At 70.7% G+C, this 20,779-nt stretch carries 14 protein-coding genes; 6 read left to right on the top strand and 8 right to left on the bottom strand.

Annotated features, from left to right (window positions below; genetic code table 11):
• Window positions 1-162 precede the first annotated feature (162 nt).
• The 4 genes from G545_RS0103195 (at window position 163) to G545_RS0103180 (ending at window position 2,982) form a co-directional block, all read left to right on the top strand.
• On the top strand, window positions 163-789 hold the full coding sequence (locus G545_RS0103195) for a DUF47 domain-containing protein (RefSeq protein ID WP_027069125.1): 627 nt from the start codon (window positions 163-165) through the stop codon (window positions 787-789).
• A 10-nt stretch (window positions 790-799) separates the two neighbouring features.
• A complete protein-coding gene (locus tag G545_RS0103190; RefSeq protein ID WP_027069124.1) occupies window positions 800-1,927 on the top strand; it encodes an inorganic phosphate transporter in 1,128 nt (375 codons plus the stop codon).
• A gap of 3 nt (window positions 1,928-1,930) precedes the next feature.
• The gene (locus G545_RS0103185) at window positions 1,931-2,257 is read left to right on the top strand and encodes an MGMT family protein (protein ID WP_081677693.1); all 327 of its coding nucleotides are present in this window, start codon (window positions 1,931-1,933) and stop codon (window positions 2,255-2,257) included.
• Window positions 2,258-2,322: 65 nt separating this feature from the next.
• Entirely contained in the window at window positions 2,323-2,982 is a 660-nt protein-coding gene (locus tag G545_RS0103180; RefSeq protein ID WP_027069122.1) for a rhomboid family intramembrane serine protease, read from the top strand.
• 15 nt (window positions 2,983-2,997) lie between these two features.
• Here G545_RS0103180 and G545_RS0103175 read toward each other — a convergent pair whose 3' ends face one another.
• A complete protein-coding gene (locus tag G545_RS0103175) occupies window positions 2,998-4,977 on the bottom strand; it encodes a M13 family metallopeptidase (RefSeq protein ID WP_036137762.1) in 1,980 nt (659 codons plus the stop codon).
• A 125-nt stretch (window positions 4,978-5,102) separates the two neighbouring features.
• On the bottom strand, window positions 5,103-7,187 hold the full coding sequence (locus G545_RS0103170; protein WP_027069120.1) for a M13 family metallopeptidase: 2,085 nt from the start codon (window positions 7,185-7,187) through the stop codon (window positions 5,103-5,105).
• Window positions 7,188-7,669: 482 nt separating this feature from the next.
• On the opposite strand from G545_RS0103170, the gene G545_RS13360 reads away from it, so the two are divergent.
• Entirely contained in the window at window positions 7,670-8,998 is a 1,329-nt protein-coding gene (locus G545_RS13360; protein ID WP_052347251.1) for a DEAD/DEAH box helicase, read from the top strand.
• A gap of 34 nt (window positions 8,999-9,032) precedes the next feature.
• Here G545_RS13360 and G545_RS0103160 read toward each other — a convergent pair whose 3' ends face one another.
• The 6 genes from G545_RS0103160 to G545_RS0103135 all read right to left on the bottom strand — a co-directional run bounded on the left by G545_RS0103160 (window position 9,033) and on the right by G545_RS0103135 (window position 17,883).
• Window positions 9,033-10,547: an acetyl-CoA hydrolase/transferase family protein gene (locus tag G545_RS0103160; protein WP_027069119.1), complete on the bottom strand. Its 1,515-nt coding sequence runs from the start codon at window positions 10,545-10,547 to the stop codon at window positions 9,033-9,035.
• Between the two features lie 170 nt (window positions 10,548-10,717).
• Window positions 10,718-12,538, bottom strand: a complete 1,821-nt coding sequence (locus G545_RS0103155; protein WP_027069118.1) for a DUF885 domain-containing protein — start codon at window positions 12,536-12,538, stop codon at window positions 10,718-10,720.
• A gap of 100 nt (window positions 12,539-12,638) precedes the next feature.
• On the bottom strand, window positions 12,639-14,639 hold the full coding sequence (locus G545_RS0103150) for a bifunctional serine/threonine-protein kinase/formylglycine-generating enzyme family protein (protein WP_027069117.1): 2,001 nt from the start codon (window positions 14,637-14,639) through the stop codon (window positions 12,639-12,641).
• 104 nt (window positions 14,640-14,743) lie between these two features.
• Complete coding sequence (locus G545_RS0103145) at window positions 14,744-15,199, bottom strand: DUF4442 domain-containing protein (RefSeq protein WP_027069116.1); 456 nt, start codon at window positions 15,197-15,199, stop codon at window positions 14,744-14,746.
• Window positions 15,200-15,264: 65 nt separating this feature from the next.
• Window positions 15,265-16,143, bottom strand: a complete 879-nt coding sequence (gene trxA, locus G545_RS0103140; protein WP_027069115.1) for a thioredoxin — start codon at window positions 16,141-16,143, stop codon at window positions 15,265-15,267.
• A 60-nt stretch (window positions 16,144-16,203) separates the two neighbouring features.
• Window positions 16,204-17,883: a sensor domain-containing diguanylate cyclase gene (locus G545_RS0103135; protein WP_052106809.1), complete on the bottom strand. Its 1,680-nt coding sequence runs from the start codon at window positions 17,881-17,883 to the stop codon at window positions 16,204-16,206.
• A gap of 113 nt (window positions 17,884-17,996) precedes the next feature.
• On the opposite strand from G545_RS0103135, the gene leuS reads away from it, so the two are divergent.
• Entirely contained in the window at window positions 17,997-20,759 is a 2,763-nt protein-coding gene (leuS, locus tag G545_RS0103130; RefSeq protein WP_052106810.1) for a leucine--tRNA ligase, read from the top strand.
• Window positions 20,760-20,779 lie beyond the last annotated feature (20 nt).

Here is a 20,779-nt window from a genome sequence, read left to right as displayed (position 1 = left end):
GGAGTCTAGCAGCCGACGGTGCCGCCACGCCCGTGAACGCGCGGTACTGGGCGCGGGTGCAACGAAACCGTCATAATCCGCGCCTGTCGTGGCCAGCCGGCCGCCTGGCCGGCCCGGAACGGGCGCGGCCCGCCTCCAGCATCCGCATTCCCCGGGGTTCCCATGTTCTCGCTGCAAACCATCTTCGGCCAAGGCAACCAGTTCTACACGCTGCTCGAGGAGTCGGCCGTCGCCGCCCGCGACAGCGCCCACGCGCTGCACGAGATGCTGAAGGTCGCCGACCGCCAGCCGGCGCTGGACGCCTTCAAGCTCGCGCGCCTTCAGCAGCGCGACGTGTCCTCCAAGATCAGCCAGGAGCTGGTGGACAGCTTCATCACCCCGATCGAGCGCGAGGACATCGAGGCGCTGGGCTCGGCGCTGTACAAGATCCCCAAGCAGATCGAGAAGTTCGCCGACCGCTACGCGCTGGCGCTGCAGCACCTGGAGCACATCGACTTCACCCCGCGCGCGGCGATGCTCGAGCAGGCCGCCGAGGTGGTGGTGGAGATGGTCCGGCTGCTGCCGAAGATGAAGCTGGCGCCGATGAAGGTGCTCAGCGACAAGCTGCGCGCGCTGGAGAACGAAGCCGACCGGCTGATGCTCGAGCTCTACCGCGACATCTACTCCGGCAAGCTCGACCCGCTGCAGATGTTCCTGCTCAAGGAGTTCTTCGAGATCCTCGAGAAGGCCATCGACCGCTGCCGCGAGGCCGGCGTGGTGGCCTACGAGATCGTGCTCAAGAACTCCTGAGGCCGCAACGATGCTGACCCTGGTCATCGTCGTGATCCTGGTGGCACTCACCTTCGAGTACATCAACGGCTTCCACGACACCGCCAACTCCATCGCCACCGTGGTCGCGACCAAGGTGCTCTCGCCGATGCAGGCCGTCTCCCTGGCCGCCGGCATGAACCTGCTGGGCGCGCTGGCCGGCACCGCCGTCGCCAAGACCATCGCCTCGGGCCTGATCGACATGGGCGTGGTGGAGGTCGGCTCGCAGCTGATCCTGTGCGCGCTCATGGGCGGCATCATCTGGAACCTGATCACCTGGTGGTTCGGACTGCCGTCCTCGTCCTCGCACGCGCTGATCGGCGGACTGGTCGGCGCGGCGCTCGCCGCGGCTGGCAACAACTTCGAGGCGATCATCTGGTCCGAGCCGGCCGACCCGGTCTGGCGCAGCGCGGGCGTGCTGTGGAAGGTGATCGTGCCGATGGTCAGTTCGCCCGTGCTCGGCTTCATTGCCGGCTTCCTGCTGATGGGCGTGCTGTTCGCGATCATCTCCGCGATGGCCGCGGCGGGTGGCCTGCTGGCCCGACTGGCCCGACCGCGCTGGGTCAACGGCCTGTTCGGCAAGGCGCAGATCGTCAGTGCAGCGGGCATGGGCTTCGCCCACGGCATGAACGACGCGCAGAAGACCATGGGCATCATCGCCCTGACCCTGGTCAGCGCGGAAGCCACCGGCCTGCTCGCCGATCTGCCCGCCATCCTCGGGTTCCTGCATCCCTCGCCGGGTGCGCTGGCCGACGGCGACATCGACCTGTGGATCAAGGTCACCTGCGCGCTGGTGATGGCCGCCGGCACGGCCGCCGGCGGGTGGCGGATCATCAAGACCCTCGGCCACAAGCTGGTCAAGCTGCACCCCATCCACGGCTTCGCCGCGGAGACCAGTGCCGCTTCGGTCATCCTCGCGGCGTCGTCGCTGGGCATCCCGGTCTCGACGACCCACAACATCTCCTCGGCGATCATGGGCGTGGGCACCGCCAAGCGCTTCAACGCGATCAAGTGGACGGTGGTGGAGCGGATGATCTGGGCGTGGATCCTGACGATCCCCATGGCCGGCGGCTTCGCCTACGTAATGTTCCGGGCGCTGGCCGCGGCCGGGCTGGCGTAGCCGGTGGACGAGGGCGCCCGCCAGCGGATCCTTGCCGCGGTGCGGGCGATCCCGGCCGGGACCGTGGCCGGCTACGGAGAGGTCGCCAGGCGCGCCGGCCTGCCGGGCCGCGCGCGGCTCGCGGCGCGGGTGCTGGCCGGCAACGACGATCCGGGGCTGCCCTGGCACCGGGTGGTGCGTGCCGACGGCAGCATCGCCTTCCCGCCCGGTGACCCCTGGCACGGCGAGCAGTGCCAGCGCCTGCGCGCCGAGGGCGTGGTGGTGCAGGGCGGGCGGGTGCGTGGCCAGCGGGCCGCCGCCAGCCTCGACGAGCAGATCTGGGGCCCCTGAGCGGCGCCATCACGGACCCGGGCGCAGCCGGGCCGCTACCATTGCGCGAGCTGCAAGGAGCCGCGATGTTTTCCAACCTTCCCCCCGTCACCAAGGCGCTGCTGATCGCCAACGCCCTGGTCTTCGTGCTCCAGCTGCTGCTGGGCGACTTCGCACTGGCGATGTTCATGCTTTGGCCGCTCGGCGCGGGCACCGGTGCGCCCGCCCCCTACGAGTTCCTGCCCTGGCAGCTGCTGACCTACGGCTTCATGCACGGCAGCTTCGGGCACCTGGCCTTCAACATGCTGGCCCTGCTGATGTTCGGGGCGCCGCTGGAGCACGTCTGGGGCGAGCGCCGGTTTCTGACCTACTTCCTGACCTGCGTGGCCGGCGCGGCGGTGTGCCAGCTCGCCGTGGGCTGGTGGACCATGTCGAATGGCGGGCCGGCGTATCCGACGGTCGGTGCGTCGGGTGGCGTGTTCGGCCTGCTGCTGGCCTACGGACTGCTGTTCCCGCACCAGCGCGTGATGCTGCTGATCCCTCCGGTGCCGATGAAGGCCCGGACCCTGGTGATCGTTTACGGGCTGATCGAACTGCTGCTGGGCTTCAGTGGCTGGCAACCAGGGGTGGCGCACTTCGCGCACCTGGGCGGGATGCTGTTCGGCTGGCTGCTGATCCGCTACTGGCGCGGCCAGCCGCCCTTCGGCGGCCGCAGGGGGCCGCCGAAGATCCGCATCGTGCGCTGACGCCGGGGGCGGGGCTCAGGGCTGCGGCCACACCTGCAGCTGGTCGGCCGGCGGCAGCCGCATCGGGTCCGATGCCTTGCACCCGAACGCCTCGCCGAAGGCCGCCAGGTTCATCAGCGGCACGTTGGTGCGCCACTTCCCGGGCGCGTGCGGCGAGGTCGCCGCGCGACGGGTCGCCTCGGCCGTGGACAGCTGCTGCGGCCACAGGCCGGCCCAGGCGGTGAAGAACTCACGCCGTGCATCCCCTTCGGATCCAGATGCCGACGCCTGCATCGCCTCCCATGCCAGTTGCACGCCGGCCAGGTCGGCGACGTTCTCGCTGGCGCTGAGGCTGCCGTCCACCTTGCGGCCGTCCAGGCCCGGCCAGTCGTGCCGGCTGTACTGGGTCGCCACCTGGCCGGCGAGGGTCCGCCAGGCCTGGACCTCGGCCGGGTTCCACCACTCGCGCAGCTCGCCGGCGGCATCGACCATCCGGCCGTGGATGTCGAAGCCATGGCTGAGTTCGTGGCCGACCAGGGCGCCGAAGCTGCCGTACCCGGCGGCCAGGCTGCCGGTCGCGTCCAGGATCGGCGACTGCAGGGCGGCGGCGGTCACCACCAGCCGGTTGTGCGCGATGTCGTAGGCCAGCGAGGCCTGTTGAGGCAGGACGTTCCAGCGCCGGTGCGCGTTGGCCTCGCCGATCCGGCGCATCTGTTCGCGGTGGTGCCAGGTCGAGGCGATCAGCATGTTGCCGCCGAAGCTGCCGCGGCCCATCGGCTGCACGGTGTAGTCCAGGTCGCGCGGCGGGGTGCCGATCTCGATGGACAGCCGCGCGAGCTTGGCGGCCGCCTCGGCCTTCGCCTCCGGACCCAGCCGGGTGTCGCGCTGCAGGGCGCGGCCCAGCGCCTCGCGCACCTGCCCGGCGATCTGCTCGGCGCGCTCGCGGGTGGCCGGCTGGACGTAGCGGTTGGCGTACTCGCGCCCGAGCATCGGCCCGGCCGCCAGGTTGATCGCGTCCAGCACCTGCTGCTCGCGCGACGGCGGCGCCTGCCTGCCGGCCAGGACGCGGCCGTGGAAGTCGAAGTGGATGTCGCGCCAGGCCTTCGACAGGTAGGGCGCCATCGCGTCCCCGACGCGCCAGCGCAGGTAGGCACGCCACTGGGCCGGCTTGAGGTCGTCGACCATGCCGTCGAGCGCGGCGAACAGTGCCGGGTTGGCGAGCGACACGACCGTGGAGTCGACCCCCTGCGCCTGAAGGAACTGGTCCAGTTGCAGGTGCGGGTAGCTGCCGGCGAGGCCGTCCACCTGCACCAGCGCGTAGCTGGCCTCCGGGTTGCGGAGCAGGCTGAGCGGCCGCGAGGCGGCGGCGATCCGGCGCTCCAGGTCGATCACCTGGTCGGCCTCGGCGGCGGCGCGGCGCTCGGGGGTGCCGGTCAGCACCAGCACCTGCCGCACGTACTCACGGTAGCGCTCCATGAGCGCCGCGGTGGCGGCGTCATCGCGGGTGTAGAAGGCCGGGTCGGGCAGCCCGAGCCCGCCCTGGGTGAAGTAGCCGATGTGCCGCTGCAGGTCCCGCAGGTCGACGTCGGCGCCGAAGTTGAACACCACCGGGATCCCGACCTGGTGCAGTGCGGCGATCGTCGGCGGGATGTCGCGGGCACGGCGGATCGCGTTGATCCGCTCCAGCAGCGGTCCCAGCGGCTGGGCGCCGTCGCGCTCGACCTGCGCCTCGGACAGCCCGCTGGCCCAGAAGTCGCCGAGCAGCTTCTGGACCTCGTTCTCCGGCGACTGCATCGCCGAGTTGAGCAGCGCCACCTGCTGCCCGCGCACGCGCGATTCCAGCTCGCCCAGCGCGGTGACGGCGTCCACGCCCTCGGGCAGTACGTGGTTGGCCAGCCAGGTCGCGTTGGCGTGCCCGTGGAAGTCCGTGCACGCCTCCACGGCGTGTCCGGGGAGGCTGGCGAGGGTGGCGAGCAGGCCGGCGGCGAGGGCGCTGGCGATCGGTGTACGGGTCATGCGCGGTATCCGGTGGAAGCTGGGCGGAGTCTATTCACACCCCCTGCAACACGCCGTACACGCCACGAAAAAAGCCCGGGGAGCGATCCCCGGGCCCGGTTCGGATGGCTTCCGGTATCAGCCGGTCACCAGATGACCACCTGGTCGTCACCGCTGCGGACCATCGGCTGGCCCGGCTCGCACTCGAACGCCTCCGCGAACGCCGGCAGGTTCGACGGCGCACCGATGGCGCGGAAGTTGGCCGGCGCGTGCGGATCGGTCTGCAGGCGGACGTCCAGCTCCTGGTCGGTGAAGTTCCGGCGCCACACGGTCGCCCAGTTGGCGAAGAAACGCTGGTCGCGGCTCATGCCGTCGGTCATCGGGTCCTCGCTGCCTTCGGTGGCCGCCTTCATCGCGTCATAGGCGACCGCCAGGCCACCCAGGTCGGCGATGTTCTCGCCCAGGGTCAGGCTGCCGTTGACGTTCTTGCCCGGCTTGGCCTCGTAGGCGTTGAACTGCGCGACCAGCCGGTCGGTGAGCGCCTTGAAGCCGGACGCATCCTCCTCGGTCCACCAGTTCTCAAAGTTGCCGGTGGGTCCGAAGCGGCTGCCCTGGTCGTCGTAGCCGTGGATCATCTCGTGGCCGATCACCGCGCCGATGCCGCCGTAGTTCATCTCCGGGGTGGCGTCCGGGTCGAAGAACGGGGGCTGCAGGATGGCGGCCGGGAACACGATCTCGTTGGCCAGCGGGTTGTAGTAGGCGTTGACCGTCTGCGGACTCATCGCCCACTCGGTGTCGTCGACCGGCTCGCCGATCTTGGACAGGTTCCACTTGTAGTTGAACTCGTTGGCCGCCATCACGTTTTCGATGTAGCTGTCGCGGTCGGTGTCCAGGCCGCTCCAGTCACGCCACTTGTCCGGGTAGCCGATCTTTGGCGTGAAGCTGGCCCACTTCTCCATGGCCTTGGCCTTGGTTTCGTCGGTCATCCAGTCCAGGTCCTCGATGCGGGCCTTGAGCGCGTCGCTGAGGTTGCCGACCAGCTCCTCCATCTGCGCCTTGGACTCGGGCGGGAAAGCGACCTGCACGTAGAGCTGGCCCAGCGCCTCGCCGACCTGGCCGTTGATGGCGTCGAGCACGCGCTTGCCGCGCTCCTTCATCTCCGCCTGGCCGCGCAGGGTCGCGCTGTAGAAGTTGAAGTGCTCGCGGGCGAACTCGTCGGCCAGGTAGGGCGAGGCGTTGTCGACGGTGTGGAAGCGCAGGTACGCCTGCCACTGCTCCACCGGCACGTCGGCGATCATCTCGCTGACCTCGGCGTGGAAGTCCGGGATCGCCAGCGAGAACATCTCCGGCGCCTCCACGCCCTGCGACTCGAAGAAGCGCGTCCACGGGAAGTTCGGCGCCAGCGCGTCGGCCTCCTCCAGCGTCACCGGGTTGTAGAACAGCGAGACGTCGCGCGACATCTCCTCGCTGGACTTGGACACTTCCGCCAGGCGGGTCTCGAAGGCGACCACGTCGGCGGCCTGGCGCTCGGCCTCCGCCGCGTCGATGCCGGAAAGCTCAAGCACCTTCGCCACGTGCTGCTGGTAGGCCTCGAGCTTGTCCTTCTTGTCCTCGTCGAAGTAGTAGCCCCTGTCGGGCAGGCCCAGGCCACCCTGCATCGCGTAGGCGATGTTCATGTCCGAGTCCTTGAAGTCGGCCTCGGCGCCGAAGCCGAACAGGAAGTTCCGGCCTTCCGAGGCGCTCTCGCGCAGGTAGCCGGCGATGGCCTCGGGCGAGTCGATCGCGGCGATCTCGTCCAGCTCTTCCTGCAGCGGGGCGATGCCCTGGGCGTTGATCGTCTCCACGTCCATGCCGGTGGCCCAGAAGTCGCCGACGATCTCCGCCACGCCATCGGCGTCCTCGTCGGCGGCGGCCTGCTCGGCCAGCTGGCGCTGCACGGCGGTGGAGCGCTCGTCGAGCATCTCGAAGGCGCCCCAGGAGGTACGGTCGCCGGGGATGTCGTTGGCGGCCAGCCACTTGCCGTTGACGTGACCGGCGAAGTCGACGCAGGCATCGACGGACGGGTCGAGGTCGCTGGCCAGGAAGCGGTTGACGCCCGGGAGGCTGGCCTCGTCGAGCTGCAGTCCGCCGTCGTCCTGCGCCGCCGTGGTGGAGTTGCTGGCGGCCGGCGCTTCGTCCGGCTGGTTCGAGCAGGCCGCGACGGCGGCCGCGATGGCTAGGGACAGCAGCAGTACTCTGGGCTTGGTCAGGTTCATGGCGGCTCCGGCCGGTTGGGCAAGGTGTGCTGGGCTCCGCCGCGGACGGGCGGAATCGCCGCCCACGATAGACCCCGGGGCGGGGCGGCGCAGGGTGCAGGAGGTAATGGCTGGCGCGTCCAGTGCCGCGGGCCAACGTGAACGGCGAGGCCCGCCGCCGCGCGGCGGACTGGCGCGGGCCGGCGCTTTCCCGTAAGGTTCCGCCTGTTCAGCGCACGGCTGCCTTCCCCCGCAAGGGGTACGTTCCCAGGTAGGCCCTCGCACGGGTTGGCCCACACAGGCCAAGACCCCACCCCGAAAGGCGTGGTCCGGTGCGACTCATCCCCGCACGTCTTTCGTCGCGCCGACACGGCCCGGAACCTCCGGTGCCGTCACATCCGTCATTCGCAGCGCGGTTACAGGGAACGCTCCGGATGGCTCCACGGCAGGCGCCGTGGATATCCGCTTTGGAGCATCCGATGTCCTTTGAATCCCTTGGCGTCGCGCCGGCACTGCTGCGCGCGCTTTCCGAACAGGGCTACACCAGCCCGACCCCGATCCAGGCCGAATCCATCCCGCTGGTCCTGGCCGGCCACGACCTGCTGGGCGGCGCCCAGACCGGCACCGGCAAGACCGCCGCGTTCGGCCTGCCGCTGCTGCAGCGCCTGTCCGCCCTCACCCCGGCCAAGGGCCCGCGCAAGCCGCGCGCGCTGGTGCTGGTCCCGACCCGCGAGCTCGCCGTGCAGGTGGAAGAGAACCTGCGTGCCTACGCCCGCCACCTGCCGATCCGCACCGCCACCATGTTCGGCGGCGTGGGCATGAAGCCGCAGGTCGACGCGATGCGCCGCGGCGTAGACGTGCTGGTGGCCTGCCCGGGCCGCCTGATCGACCACATGGGGCAGGGCACCGTGCAGCTGGACGCCGTCGAGGTGCTGGTGCTCGACGAGGCCGACCGCATGCTCGACATGGGCTTCCTGCACGCCATCAAGCGCATCCTCGGCAAGCTGCCGGCGCAGCGCCAGACCCTGCTGTTCTCGGCCACCTTCGAGGCGCAGCTCAAGCAGCTCGCCCTGCAGTTCATGCGCGAGCCGAAGCAGGTGCAGGTGGCCGCCGGCCGCGCCGTCGCCGAGACCATCAGCCACCGCGCCCACCCCGTGGAGGCCTCGCGCAAGCGCGACCTGCTGGTCGAGATCCTGTCCTCGCGCCACACCGACCAGGCGATCGTGTTCGGCCGCACCAAGCATGGCTGTAACCGCCTGGCCGAGCAGCTGGAGAAGTCCGGCCTGAGCGCGGTCGCCATCCACGGCAACAAGAGCCAGGCCCAGCGCCAGAAGGCACTGACGGCGTTCAAGGCGGGCAAGGCCCGCGTGCTGGTGGCCACCGACGTGGCCGCCCGCGGCCTGGACATCCCCGACCTGCCGCTGGTGATCAACTTCGAGCTGCCGATGGTGGCCGAGGACTACGTGCACCGCATCGGCCGCACCGGCCGCAACGGCGCCAGCGGCGAGGCGATCTCGCTGGTCTCCCACGACGAGGGCGGCCTGCTGCGCCAGATCCACAAGGTGCTGGAAGGCAAGGGCGAAGTCGAGGTGGCCGCGTACCCGGGCTACGAGCCGGCGCAGCCGCTGCGCCTGAACGTGCCGTTGCCCAACCCGCGCCAGAAGTCCGGCGACCGCCCGCCGCGCGCGCAGCGTAACCCGACCCCGCGCGGCCACACCCAGCCGCGCTCCGCCGACGCCAAGCCGCACGCGCACGCGGGGCCGGGCCGCCGGCGCCGTGGTGGCCGGCGGACCACCGCCGGCGCCTGAGGCATCCGTCGTCCCCGCGCACGCGGGGACGGCGTCATTCCGGTCGCATCGTGCCGGTCCGGATGAAGCGGTCGTGCCAGGACAGCGCATCGCCCAGCAGGTGCGGCGTGTGCTTGCCGTAGCTCTCGCGGCTGGCGCGGTCGAAGTAGTCCTGCAGCAGGGGCCTGAAATCGGGGTGCGCGCAGCGCTCGATGATCAGCTTCGCACGCTGCTTCGGCGCCAGCCCGCGCAGGTCGGCCAGGCCCTGCTCGGTGACGATCACCATGGTGTCGTGCTCGGTGTGGTCGACGTGGCTGGCCATCGGCACGATGCCGGAGATCTTCCCGCCCTTGGCGATGCTCGGTGACATGAACACCGACAGGTAGCCGTTGCGGGCGAAGTCACCGGAGCCGCCGATGCCGTTCATGATCCGGCTGCCGGCGATGTGGGTGGAGTTGACGTTGCCGTAGATGTCGGCCTCGATCATGCCGTTCATGGCGATGCAGCCCAGGCGGCGGATGATCTCCGGGTGGTTGGAGATCTCCTGCGGCCGCAGCAGGATGCGCTTGCTGTAGAAGTCGACGTTGGCGTTGAACTCCTCGATGCCGGCCGGGCTGAGCGAGAACGAGGTCGCCGAGGCCATCCGCAGGGTGCCGTTCTTCAGCAGTTCCAGCATTCCGTCCTGGATCACTTCGGTGTAGGCGGCCAGGCCCTGGTAGCCGGCGTCGGCCAGGCCCAGCAGGACCGCGTTGGCGATGTTGCCCACGCCCGACTGCAGTGGCAGTAGGCGGTCGGTGAGGCGCCCACGCTTGATCTCATGGGCGAAGAAGTCCATCAGGTGCGCGGCGATCTGCCGCGACGCCTCGTCGGGCGGGCTGAAGGGCGAGTTGCGGTCGGGGGCGTCGGTCTCCACGACCGCGATCACCTTGGCCGGGTCGACGCGCAGGTACGGCTCGCCGATGCGCTCGTCCGGGGCGGTCATCTGGATCGGCTTGCGGTCCGGGGGCAGGGCGGTGCCGTAGTAGATGTCGTGCATTCCGTCCAGCGCCTCGGGCTGCCAGCGGTTGACCTCCACGATCACCTTGTCGGCCAGGTCCAGCCAGGTCTTGTTGTTGCCGACCGAGGAGGAGGGCACCAGGCGCCCGTCCTCGAGGATGCCCGTGGCCTCGACCACTGCCACGTTGATGTCGCCGAAGAAGCCGAACCAGGTGTGCTGGGCGACGTGGCTGAGGTGGATGTCGATGTAGTTCAGGGTGCCGGCGTTGATCCGCTCGCGCACGTTGGGGTCGGACTGGTAGGGCAGGCGGAGTTCCATGCCTTCGACCTTCGCCAGCGCGCCGTCCAGCTCGGGCGCGGTCGAGGCGCCGGTGAGGACCTTGATGCGGAACGGGCTGCCGGCGGCCGCGGCCTTCTCCATGCGGCCGGCCAGTGCCTGCGGGACGGCCTTGGGGTAGCCGGCGCCGGTGAAGCCGCTCATGGCGACGGTCATGCCCGGCTGGATCAGTTCCGCGGCCTGTTCGGCCGACATCAGGCGCTCGGCTAGGCCGGCGTGGCGGATGCGCTCATGCATGGGGGGCAGGCTCCGTGGGGGACTGCCCGATTGTATCTTCCGCCCCGGAACGGACCGTTGCCGGAGGGGAACGGGGCGTTGCGCCCCTTCTTCTTGCAGGAGGGTGCGGTTGCCTGCCCGGGCCATGTACCAGCCGGTGGCCCGGGCAAGCATCCGCGCCGCGCCGGCGGTCAGGCCCCCTGCGCCGCGATCCAGCGGTCGATCTTCGCCTCCAGCACGTCCAGCGGCACCGAGCCGTCCTTCAGCACCTCGGCGTGGAACGCGCGCACGTCGAAGCGGTCGCCCAGCGCCGACTCGGCACGGTCGCGCAGCTCCTGGATCTTCAGCTCGCCGATCTTGTAGGCGAGCGCCTGGCCCGGGATCGCCATGTAGCGCTCGGCCTCGGCGGTGGCCTGGGTCTCGGACTCCGCGGAGTTCTCGAGCATGAAGGTGATCACCTGCTCTCGGGTCCAGCCCTTGCTGTGCAGCCCGGTGTCCACGACCAGCCGGATCGCGCGCCAAAGCTCGTTCTGCAGGTAGCCGAAGTAGCTGTAGGGGTCGGTGTACAGGCCCAGGTCGCGTCCCAGCGACTCGGCGTACAGGCCCCAGCCCTCGATGAAGGCGGTCTGGCCACCGAAGCGGCGGAACGCCGGCAGCCCGGTCAGCTCCTGCTGCAGGGCGATCTGGAAGTGATGGCCCGGGATCGCCTCGTGCAGGAACAGGTCCTCGGCATCCCAGGTCTTGCGGGTCGGCAGGTCATAGGTGTTGACGTAGAAGATGCCGGGACGTGTGCCGTCCTCGCTGGGGCGCATGTAGGATCCGCCGGCCGCGGACTGGGCGCGGAACGGTTCCACCGGGCGGATCTCGAACGGGGCCTTCGGCGTCAGCGAGAACAGCTCGTCGACCCGCTCGTTGACCTTGTCCTCGAGCGAGCGGTAGTACTCCAGCAGCGCCTCCTCGGACTCGAAGGTGAACTGCGGGTCGTTCTGCATGAACTGGAAGAAGTCCTGCAGCGAGCCCTCGAAACCGACCTGGTCCATGACCTTGTGCATCTCGCCGTGGATGCGCTCGACCTCGTCCAGGCCGATCTGGTGGATCTCCGACGGAGACAGGTCGGTGGTGGTCGACATGCGGGCGCGGTAGGCGTACCACTCCTCGCCGTTCGGCAGCGCGTCCAGGCCCGCGGTGTCGCGGGCGTGCGGCAGGTACTCCTCCGCGATGTACGCGCGCAGCTCGCGGTAGGCCGGCATGAGCTGCTGCTCGATCAGCTCGCGGTATTCGCCGGTGATGCGTTCGCGCTCGGCGGCGTCGAAGCCCTCCGGCATCTCCGCCACCGGCCGCCAGAACGGGGTGTCCGCGGCGTCGTCATTGATGAGGGCGTCGAGCTGCGGTAGCACCTTCTCCATCAGCGCGCGCGGCTGCACGACGCCGGCCTCGACGCCCTGCCTCATGTTCTCGATGGCCTGGTCGAACAGCACCGGCACCTGCGAGGCGCGGGCGTGCCAGTTGTCGTAGTCCTCGACGGTCTTGAACGGCTGCGCGCCGGTGCCCGAGCCGAGCTGCACGACGGTGGAGGCGATGTTGTAGAACTGGTTCACCGGCTGCATCCAGCCCGGGAACTTCTCGCCCTCCAGCTCGTTGCGCAGGTCGCTGGTGAAGATCTCGTAGCTCAGCAGGTCCTGCCCCTCCAGGCCTTCGGCACCGACCGACTCGACCTGCCGGAGCCAGCGCTCGGTGAACTCCCTGGAGCGGTCCCGGTAGTCCTGCGAGAGGAAGTTGGGGAGCCGGTCGTTGTAGCGGGGATCGCCCTGGAAGGTGGCGGCCAGCGGGTTGAGCTCGAGCATCTCCTCCCAGTAGGTCGCGTACAGGTTCTCCAGGCGCTCGGCCTTGGCAGTGGCCGTGGCGGCGTTCGCGGCACCGGCGGCGGCCGGCTCGCTGCCGGAGGCACCGCAGCCGGCGAGGGCGGCGCCCAGGGCGAGTGCGAGCAGGGTACGGGAGGCGCGGTTGGACATGGGCGGAGGACTCCTGGAGGCGGAAAAGCGTGATCCGGCCAGCCTCCAACGCGGTGCCCGCCCGCGGCATGGGCCAAAGGTCACCCGGACCGGTGCCGGCTCACAGTTCCCGCACCAGGCGGAAGCCCACGTCGTCGTAGCCGCGCCCGGTGTCGAGCCGCCGCTCCCCCTCGTCGCTGCGCCAGGACGGTCCCGAGACCAGCCGTTCGTGGCAGTCCGCGCCACAATCCAGCAGCCACAGCGAGAGTGGCCGGCCGATGATCTCCGGCGCCAGCGTCCGCGCATCGGTGGCGGTGGGCAGGCGGTAGCGGTGTCCGGTCTGCTCGCTGTACCACTCGCTGTAGGCCTGCGCGTCGGCGAGTGAAACGCAGACCACCGCCGCCTCCTCGTCCTGGTCGAAGCCCGGGTCGCGCCAGTCGCGCGGCGAGAGCACCCGCAGCAGCGAGCCACGCACGCGGCAGCGGCTGGGTTCCCGTCCGGTCTCGGCCACGAACCGGGCGTACTCGGCGCGGCTCACCGGGCGGCGGCTGATGGCGATGCCCGACTCGGCCAGCACCGCGCCCGCCGGATCACCGGGCAGTGCCTGGCCGCGGCGGGGCACGGCCCGTGCGCGTTCGACCAGACCGTCGGCGAGCGCCGGGGGCAGCGGCAGGGCGCGCGCCAGCTCCGCGACGCTGCCCGCGGCGCCCGCATCCGCGGTCGCGGCCGCGCGGTCGATCCGGGACGACAGCCGGTCGGCGACCTGCTGCCACAGGGTCTCTGCTTCCTCCCCCGCGATGCCGGCGAGGCCGTGGAGGTGGTCGATGCGGTTGGCGTAGTCCACGGCGCGCTCCCGGTCGCCGCGACCGATTGCCGCGAGCAGTTCCGGCGCCAGCATGCCGACGAGTCCGGAGGCGGTCTCGACCACCTGCGGGCTGCCCGGCTCGGCCTGCCATGCGCGCAGCACGGCGTCGTAGGCGTTGGCGCCCTCGGGCGTGGTCAGGCGGTGCTCGCGCATGTGGCGCCGGGCGTCCTCGAGCGCGACCTGCAGCGGTGACTCCTGCAGCGGGCGCGACATGGCCTCGGTCAGGTCCACTTGCCCCGCCTGCGGTGCCGGGCTGCCGGCCACCAGCAGGCCGCTGCCGTCGCGGCCGTTCGCCAGCAGCACGCCGCCGACGACCATGGCCGTCACCAGGGCGCCGCCCCAGGCCAGGCGCGGCACGCCCCCGAGCGTGGCGCCGGCCCGTTGCAGGCCGGCGGTCGCCCGCTGCCAGCGCCGGCGGCGCTCCACGCGGGCGACCTTGGCCGCCATCTCGGCCGCGTCCTCGAAGCGGTCGACGGGTACCTTGGCCAACGCCCTGTTCATGAAGCGCTGCCAGTGGCGCAGTTCGGGAGGCAGCTTCGGGATCGGATCCTGGGCGTGCATCACCGCCATCGACAGCGCGTCGGCGGCACGATAGGGCAGCTCGCCGGTGAGCATCTCCCATGCCAGCACGCCCAGGCTGTAGAGGTCGGCGCGCCCGTCCACGTCCTCGCCGCGGGCCTGCTCGGGTGCCATGTACGCGGTGCTGCCGACGGCGAGCCCGGCAGCGGTCACGCGGGGGCCGTAGCCGCGCCGCAGGGCGACGCCGAAGTCCGCCAGGAGCGGGCGCCCGGCCTCGTCGAACAGCACGTTCTCGGCCTTGACGTCGCGGTGCACGACGCCGCGGGAGTGGGCGTACTGCAGGGCCGAGAGCAGCACCCGCAGGACCTCGATCACCCTCGGCTCGTCGACGCTGCCGTCGGGGCGGCGGAAGCTGCGCTGGCCCAGGTGGCCGCGCGGCAGGTACGGCATGGTGTAGTAGGGCAGGCCCTCGGCGGTACGGCCCAGCTCGTGGATGCGCACCACGTGCGGGTGCTCGAGCCGGGCGATGGTGCGCACCTCGTTCTCGAAGCGCCGGCGGCTGACCTCGTCGCTCAGTGCGTACGGCGCCACGACCTTGATCGCGACCTCGCGCGGCGGCGCGACCTGGTCGGCCAGGTACACGGTCGACATCGCCCCATGGTTCAGGGCATGCCGCAGCCGGTAGCCGCGGATCTCCGGCATCGGCGCGTTTGCCGGCTCTGTGTGCACCATCGACATCGCGGCCCCCTTACTCGCGACGACCAAGCATACCCGCCGCCCTCCTTGCCGGGGTCGGGCATTGGTGAAGTCTGTGACAAGGTCGCGTTATGGCCAGGTGAACGTCACGGCCGGCGGTCGCGCTTGAGTCGTACGTACAGTTGCTTGCGGACCCGGGCGACCAGCTCGCCGGAGGCGTCGAGCACCTCGGTGTCGAACCAGCGCAGCACCTTCGAGCCGTCCGCGGCGGCCGCCTTCAGCCCGTCGAGGACGGCCGCCTGCAGGTGGAAGTCGGCATGCACGGTCCCGCGCCCGGGCTTCACGAACTCGATGCTGCCCGCCTGGTCCCAGACCAGGTGGTCGGGACCGATGTTCTGCAGCACCAGCAGCATCCAGAACGGATCCGTCATCGAGAACAGGCTGCCGCCGAAGTGGGTCCCGACGTAGTTGCGGTTCCACGGCCGCATCCGCAGCTCGACGCGCGCCCGCCGGTAGTCGTCCGAGAGGTGGGTGACGTGGATGCCGGCGGCGAGGTATGGCGGCCACAGGTTGATCCCGTGGCGGAACAGGCTGGCTTTCATGCGGCCACGTGGCAGGGCAGGCGGGCCGCCAGCCTGCCATACGGCCGCGTACTGTCAAGCGGTGCTCAGAACAGCAGCGCCGACATCCTCCGGCGGTAGCGCCCGACCAGCGCCGTGTCGTCGATGACGCGGAAGGCGTCGATCAATGCCTTGCGCGGCAGGCCGCCGTCGAAGTCCCGGTCCTGGCGCAGCATCTCAATGAACTGCTCCAGTGCTGCCTCGGAGTTGCCCGAGAGCAGGTGGCGCACGCCCAGCAGGTGGCGGGCGCGCAGGTCGCCTCCATCGTTGGCGACCGCCTGCTCCAGGACCTCGGCGGGAGGGGCGTCCTTCAGCGCGGTGGCGAAGTCCAGGCGGGCGCGGGCATTGCGGGCGCGGTCGTCGGTGGCCAGGTTGGCGGGCAACGCGTCGAGCAGCCGTGCCGCTTCCCCGGCTTCGCCGGTCTGCAGCAGCGCCACGGCGAGGTCGAGCTTCAGGCCGTCGTCCTCGGGGGCCTGCCCAATCGCGGCGCGCAGGCGAGCGACTTCCGCATGCGGGTCCGCCGGGGCGGGCGGCGCGGCTTCGCCCGCTTCGGCCGGCGCCACTTCGAGCGGCTCGATGCCGTTGCGCTGGAGCATCTCGCGGATCGCGCCCTCCGGCACCACGCCTGGGAAGCCGTCCAGCACCTCGCCGCCCTTGAGCAGGAACACGGTGGGGATCGAGCGGACCTGGAAGGCCGCGGCGATCTGCGGCTCGGCGTCCACGTCCACCTTCGCCAGCACGAAGCCGCCGCCGTACTCGGCTGCCAGCTTCTCCAGCACCGGGGCCAGTTGCTTGCAGGGCCCGCACCATCCGGCCCAGAAGTCGACCAGCACCGGCACCTGCAGCGAGCGCTGCAGGACCTCCGCCTCGAAGGCGTCGGTGGTGATGTCGATGATGTGTGGCGACGGGGTGTGTTCCGGGGTCATCGGCCTTTCCGCATTCGGTTTGGTCTCCACATGGAGGCGTGCCCGGCGAATGCAACCGCCTCAGTCGGCGACCACCCGGTTCCTCCCCTGTGCCTTGGCGCGGTAGAGCGCCGCATCGGCATGGTCGAGCAGCGCACGGGGCGTGTCGCCGTGCGCGGGGAAGGTGGACACGCCGATGGACGCGGTGGCGGGTCCGAGCTGCTTCCCCGCATGGGTCACCACGGCGGCGCCGATCTCCGCCCGTATCTGCTCCGCCCGGCTGGCCGCCTGGGCATTGCCGGCTTCGGGCAGCACCACGGTGAATTCTTCGCCGCCGTAGCGGCAGGCGATGTCGCCGCCGCGGGTGAGCGACGCCAGGATGGAACCGACCTTCTGCAGCATCGCGTCGCCCGCGGGATGGCCGTGTTCGTCGTTGAAGCGCTTGAAGTGGTCGATGTCCAGCATCAGCACCGACACCGGCAACCCCTTCCGCTGGCAGCGCGCCAGTTCGCGGTCCAGGCTCTCCTCCAGGTAGCGGCGGTTGAACAGCCCGGTCAGGGGGTCGCGCAGGGACTGCTGGCGCAGTGTCTCGCGCAGTTGCAGGTTGACGATCGCCAGGCCGAGCTGCTCGCCGACGGCCTCCACGAGGGCCGTGGCGTTGTCGCTGCCCGCGTCCTCGGCGGCGTTGACGTGGAGCATGCCGACCAGCGTGCCCTGCGCCCCCAGCGGTACGCAGACCGACCACAACCCTTCGCTGCCGCCCTCCGCCTCCAGGTGCGGGCAGGCGACGTGCGCGTGGCGGGAATCGGACCGGTGCGGCTGGCCCCTCCTGAGGGCCCAGCAGTCCGCCGGCGCGAGCACCTCGGCACTCTCGGCCAGCGGGGTGCCAAAGGACGCCGCGCTCTCCGCCAGGCTCTGCGACGCGCGGACGGTGTAGAAGCGGCCGCCCGCGCCGGGCAGCAGTCGCCTGAGTACGCCCGTTGCCAGCACGAAGGCCTCGTCCAGGCTGTGGCAGCTCTGCAGGAGCCCGGCATACTCGCCCAGCAGCCGCTGTTGCTCGGTGAGCCGGTCGCGTTCGGCCAGGGTCGATTCCATCGCCTGTGCCGCTTGCCTCGCCTCCCGCTCCAGCCGCCTGGAACGCCGGTTTTCCCGGAGCAGGCTTTGCAGCAGCAGGCCCAGCACGATCAGCGGCACGACTATGCCGAGCACCACGAAGGCGGTCAGGCGTACGCTGCCCTGGTCGATCAGGGACCTGCGCTGCAGCAGCAATGCCTGCTCGACTTCGCGGATGCGCGAGGCCTGCTCGACCACCCGGGCGGTGCCCCCGCTGCGCACGTCCTCCAGAAGGGCCTGGTCGGCGCCGCCAGCGATGCCGGGTTCGCCCGAGGCCAGCGCGGTCAGTTCGGCCACGCGTGCCTCCACCAGGTCCTGCCATTGCAGCACCCGCTGCTGTTGCGGCGGGTTGTCGGCGGTGAGCGCGGCCAGGCGCTCCGCGTGCGCCTGGACCTGCGGCACGTGCTCGCGGAACTCGGCGTACATCGACGGCATGCCCGAGCGGCGGTAGCCGCGTGCACTCGACTCGGCGCTGCGCAGGCTCCCCAGTGCCCCGTCCAGTGCCCCCAGCACCTGGTGCGAGTGCTCCAGCCGGTCGACCCCGCCGCGCAGTTCGGCCAGGCCCCAGACCGTGGCGACGCCGACCGCCAGCAGCAGCGCCGTGGCCACGGCGAGGGCGGGATACCGCAGGGGTCGAAGCTGGGGCATCAGGGGTGGCCTCCTGTCTGGTCGCGGGGCAGTGTAGGCGGGAGCGTGCATGCGTGGCGGGGCTGCCTCCGGCTGGGGTAGGCTTTCCGGTCCCCTGTCGCCGTGTGCATGCCGTGTCCAGCCAAGTCCCCACCGCCAGCCCGAACGATCCGCACGGCTACGAGCCGCACGCGCTGGAGGCCGCCGCGCAGCGCTTCTGGGACGGCACCCGCGCCTTCGAGGTGGACGAGGCTTCGGCCAAGCCCAAGTACTACTGCCTGTCGATGTTGCCGTATCCGTCCGGTGCGCTGCACATGGGCCACGTGCGCAACTACACCATCGGCGACGTGATCAGCCGCTACAAGCGCATGACCGGCCACAACGTGCTGCAGCCGATGGGCTGGGACGCGTTCGGCCTGCCGGCCGAGAACGCGGCGATCAAGAACCACACCGCGCCGGCGAAGTGGACCCGCGCCAACATCGCCCACATGCGCGAGCAACTGCGGCAGATGGGCTACGCCATCGACTGGTCGCGCGAGTTCGCCACCTGCGACCCGGACTACTACGTCCACGAGCAGCGCATGTTCGTGCGGCTGATGAAGAAGGGCCTGGCCTACCGCAAGAACTCGGTCGTCAACTGGGACCCCGTGGACCAGACCGTGCTGGCCAACGAGCAGGTGATCGACGGGCGCGGCTGGCGCACCGGCGCGCTGGTGGAAAAGCGCGAGATCCCGCAGTGGTTCCTGAAGATCACCGACTACGCCCAGGAACTGCTGGACGGGCTGGACCGGCTCGACGGCTGGCCCGACGCGGTCAAGACCATGCAGCGCAACTGGATCGGCCGGTCGGAAGGCCTGGAGATCCGCTTCGACGTGCGCGACGCCGACGGCAACGCCGCCGATCCGGTCACCGCCTACACCACGCGTCCGGACACCCTGATGGGGGTGACCTTCCTCTCGGTCGCGGCCGAGCACCCGCTGGCGGCCGCGGCCGCGCGGGCGGACAAGGACGTCGCGGCCTTCGTCGAGGAGCTGCGCAGGGGCGGCGTGAGCGAGGCCGAGCTGGAGACCCAGGAGAAGCGCGGCATGTTCACCGGCCACCATGCGCTGCACCCGATCACCGGCGAGGAGTTGCCGGTGTTCGTCGCCAACTTCGTGCTCATGGCCTACGGGACCGGGGCGGTCATGGCGGTGCCCGCGCACGACGCGCGCGACTGGGAATTCGCCCACGCGCACGGCCTGCCGATGAAGCCCGTCGTCGCCTCACCGGCGGTGCGCGATGCGCTGGAGGAGATGCGCCGCGACGTGGCGGGCAACGCCAACCCGATGACGGCCGCATTGGCCAAGTCGCCGGCGCTGGATGCCTACGACACCCGCGCCGCGGTGCAGGTGGTGGAGGACTTCATCGCCTCGATCCAGGAGCAGGGCGCGTACACCGAGCGCGGCACGCTGTTCAACTCCGGCGAGTTCGACGGGCTCGATTTCGACCAGGCCTTCGAGGCGATCGCCTCGCGCCTGGAAGCGGAGGGCCGCGCCACCCGCAAGGTCAACTTCCGCCTGCGCGACTGGGGCGTCAGCCGCCAGCGCTACTGGGGCTGCCCGATCCCGGTGATCTACTGCGACGCCTGCGGCGCGGTGCCGGTGCCCGAGGACCAGCTGCCGGTGGTGCTGCCCGAGGACGTGGAGTTCAGCGGCGTCGCCTCGCCGATCAAGTCCGACCCGGAGTGGCGCAGGACCAGCTGCCCGCAATGCGGCGGCGCGGCCGAACGCGAGACCGACACCTTCGACACCTTCATGGAGTCCAGCTGGTACTACGCGCGCTACACCTCGCCCGGCGCGGCGGAACAGGTGGACGCGCGCGCCAACCAATGGCTGCCGGTCGACCAGTACATCGGCGGGATCGAGCACGCGATCCTGCACCTGCTGTACTTCCGCTTCTACCACAAGCTCCTGCGCGACGAGGGGCTGGTGGCCAGCGACGAGCCGGCGCGCAACCTGTTCACCCAGGGCATGGTCGTGGCCGAGACCTTCTACCGCGAAGGGCCGAACGGTTCGAAGGAGTGGATCAGCCCGGCCGATGTGGAAGTGAAGCGTGACGAGCGCGGCCGCATCAGCGGCGCGGTGCTGCGCGCGGACGGCCGGCCGGTCCACGTCGGCCACGTCGAGAAGATGTCCAAGTCGAAGAACAACGGCGTCGACCCGCGGGTGATGGTGGAGCGCTACGGCGCCGACACCGTGCGCCTGTTCTCGATGTTCGCCGCGCCGCCGGAGCTCTCGCTGGAGTGGAACGAGTCCGGCGTCGAGGGCATGGCCCGGTTCCTGCGCCGGTTCTGGCGCGAGGTCCACGCCCATGCCGCCGGTGGACCCGTGCCGGCGCTGGACACCGCCGCGCTGGACCCGGCGCAGAAGACCCTGCGCCGCCAGCTGCACCAGGCGATCACCAAGGTCGGCGACGACTACGACCGCCGCCACGCCTTCAACACCGCGATCGCGGCGCTGATGGAGCTGCTGAACCACGTCTCGCGCTTCAATGACGAAAGCGACCAGGGCAGGGCGGTCAAGCGCGAGGCCCTGGAAGCCATGGTGCTGATGCTCAACCCGGTCACCCCCCACACCAGCCATGCCCTGTGGCAGGTGCTCGGCCACCCGGAGACCCTGCTGGAGGACCTGTCGTTCCCGCGTCCGGATCCGGCCGCGCTGGAGAAGGACGCGGTGACGCTGGCGGTCCAGGTCAACGGCAAGCTGCGTGGCACGATCGAGGTGCCCGCCGGCGCCGCCCGCGAGGAAGCCGAGGCGGCCGCCCTGGCCGAGCCGAACGTGTCGAAGTTCCTGGACGGGCTCACCGTGCGCAAGGTGATCGTGGTCCCGGGCAAGATCGTCAACATCGTCGCCGGCTGAGCCATGCCACCCTTGCCGGC

This window comes from Lysobacter defluvii IMMIB APB-9 = DSM 18482 (genome assembly GCF_000423325.1).
GTDB classification, from domain to species: domain Bacteria; phylum Pseudomonadota; class Gammaproteobacteria; order Xanthomonadales; family Xanthomonadaceae; genus Novilysobacter; species Novilysobacter defluvii.
This window is presented reverse-complemented; position numbering and strand designations above follow the sequence as displayed.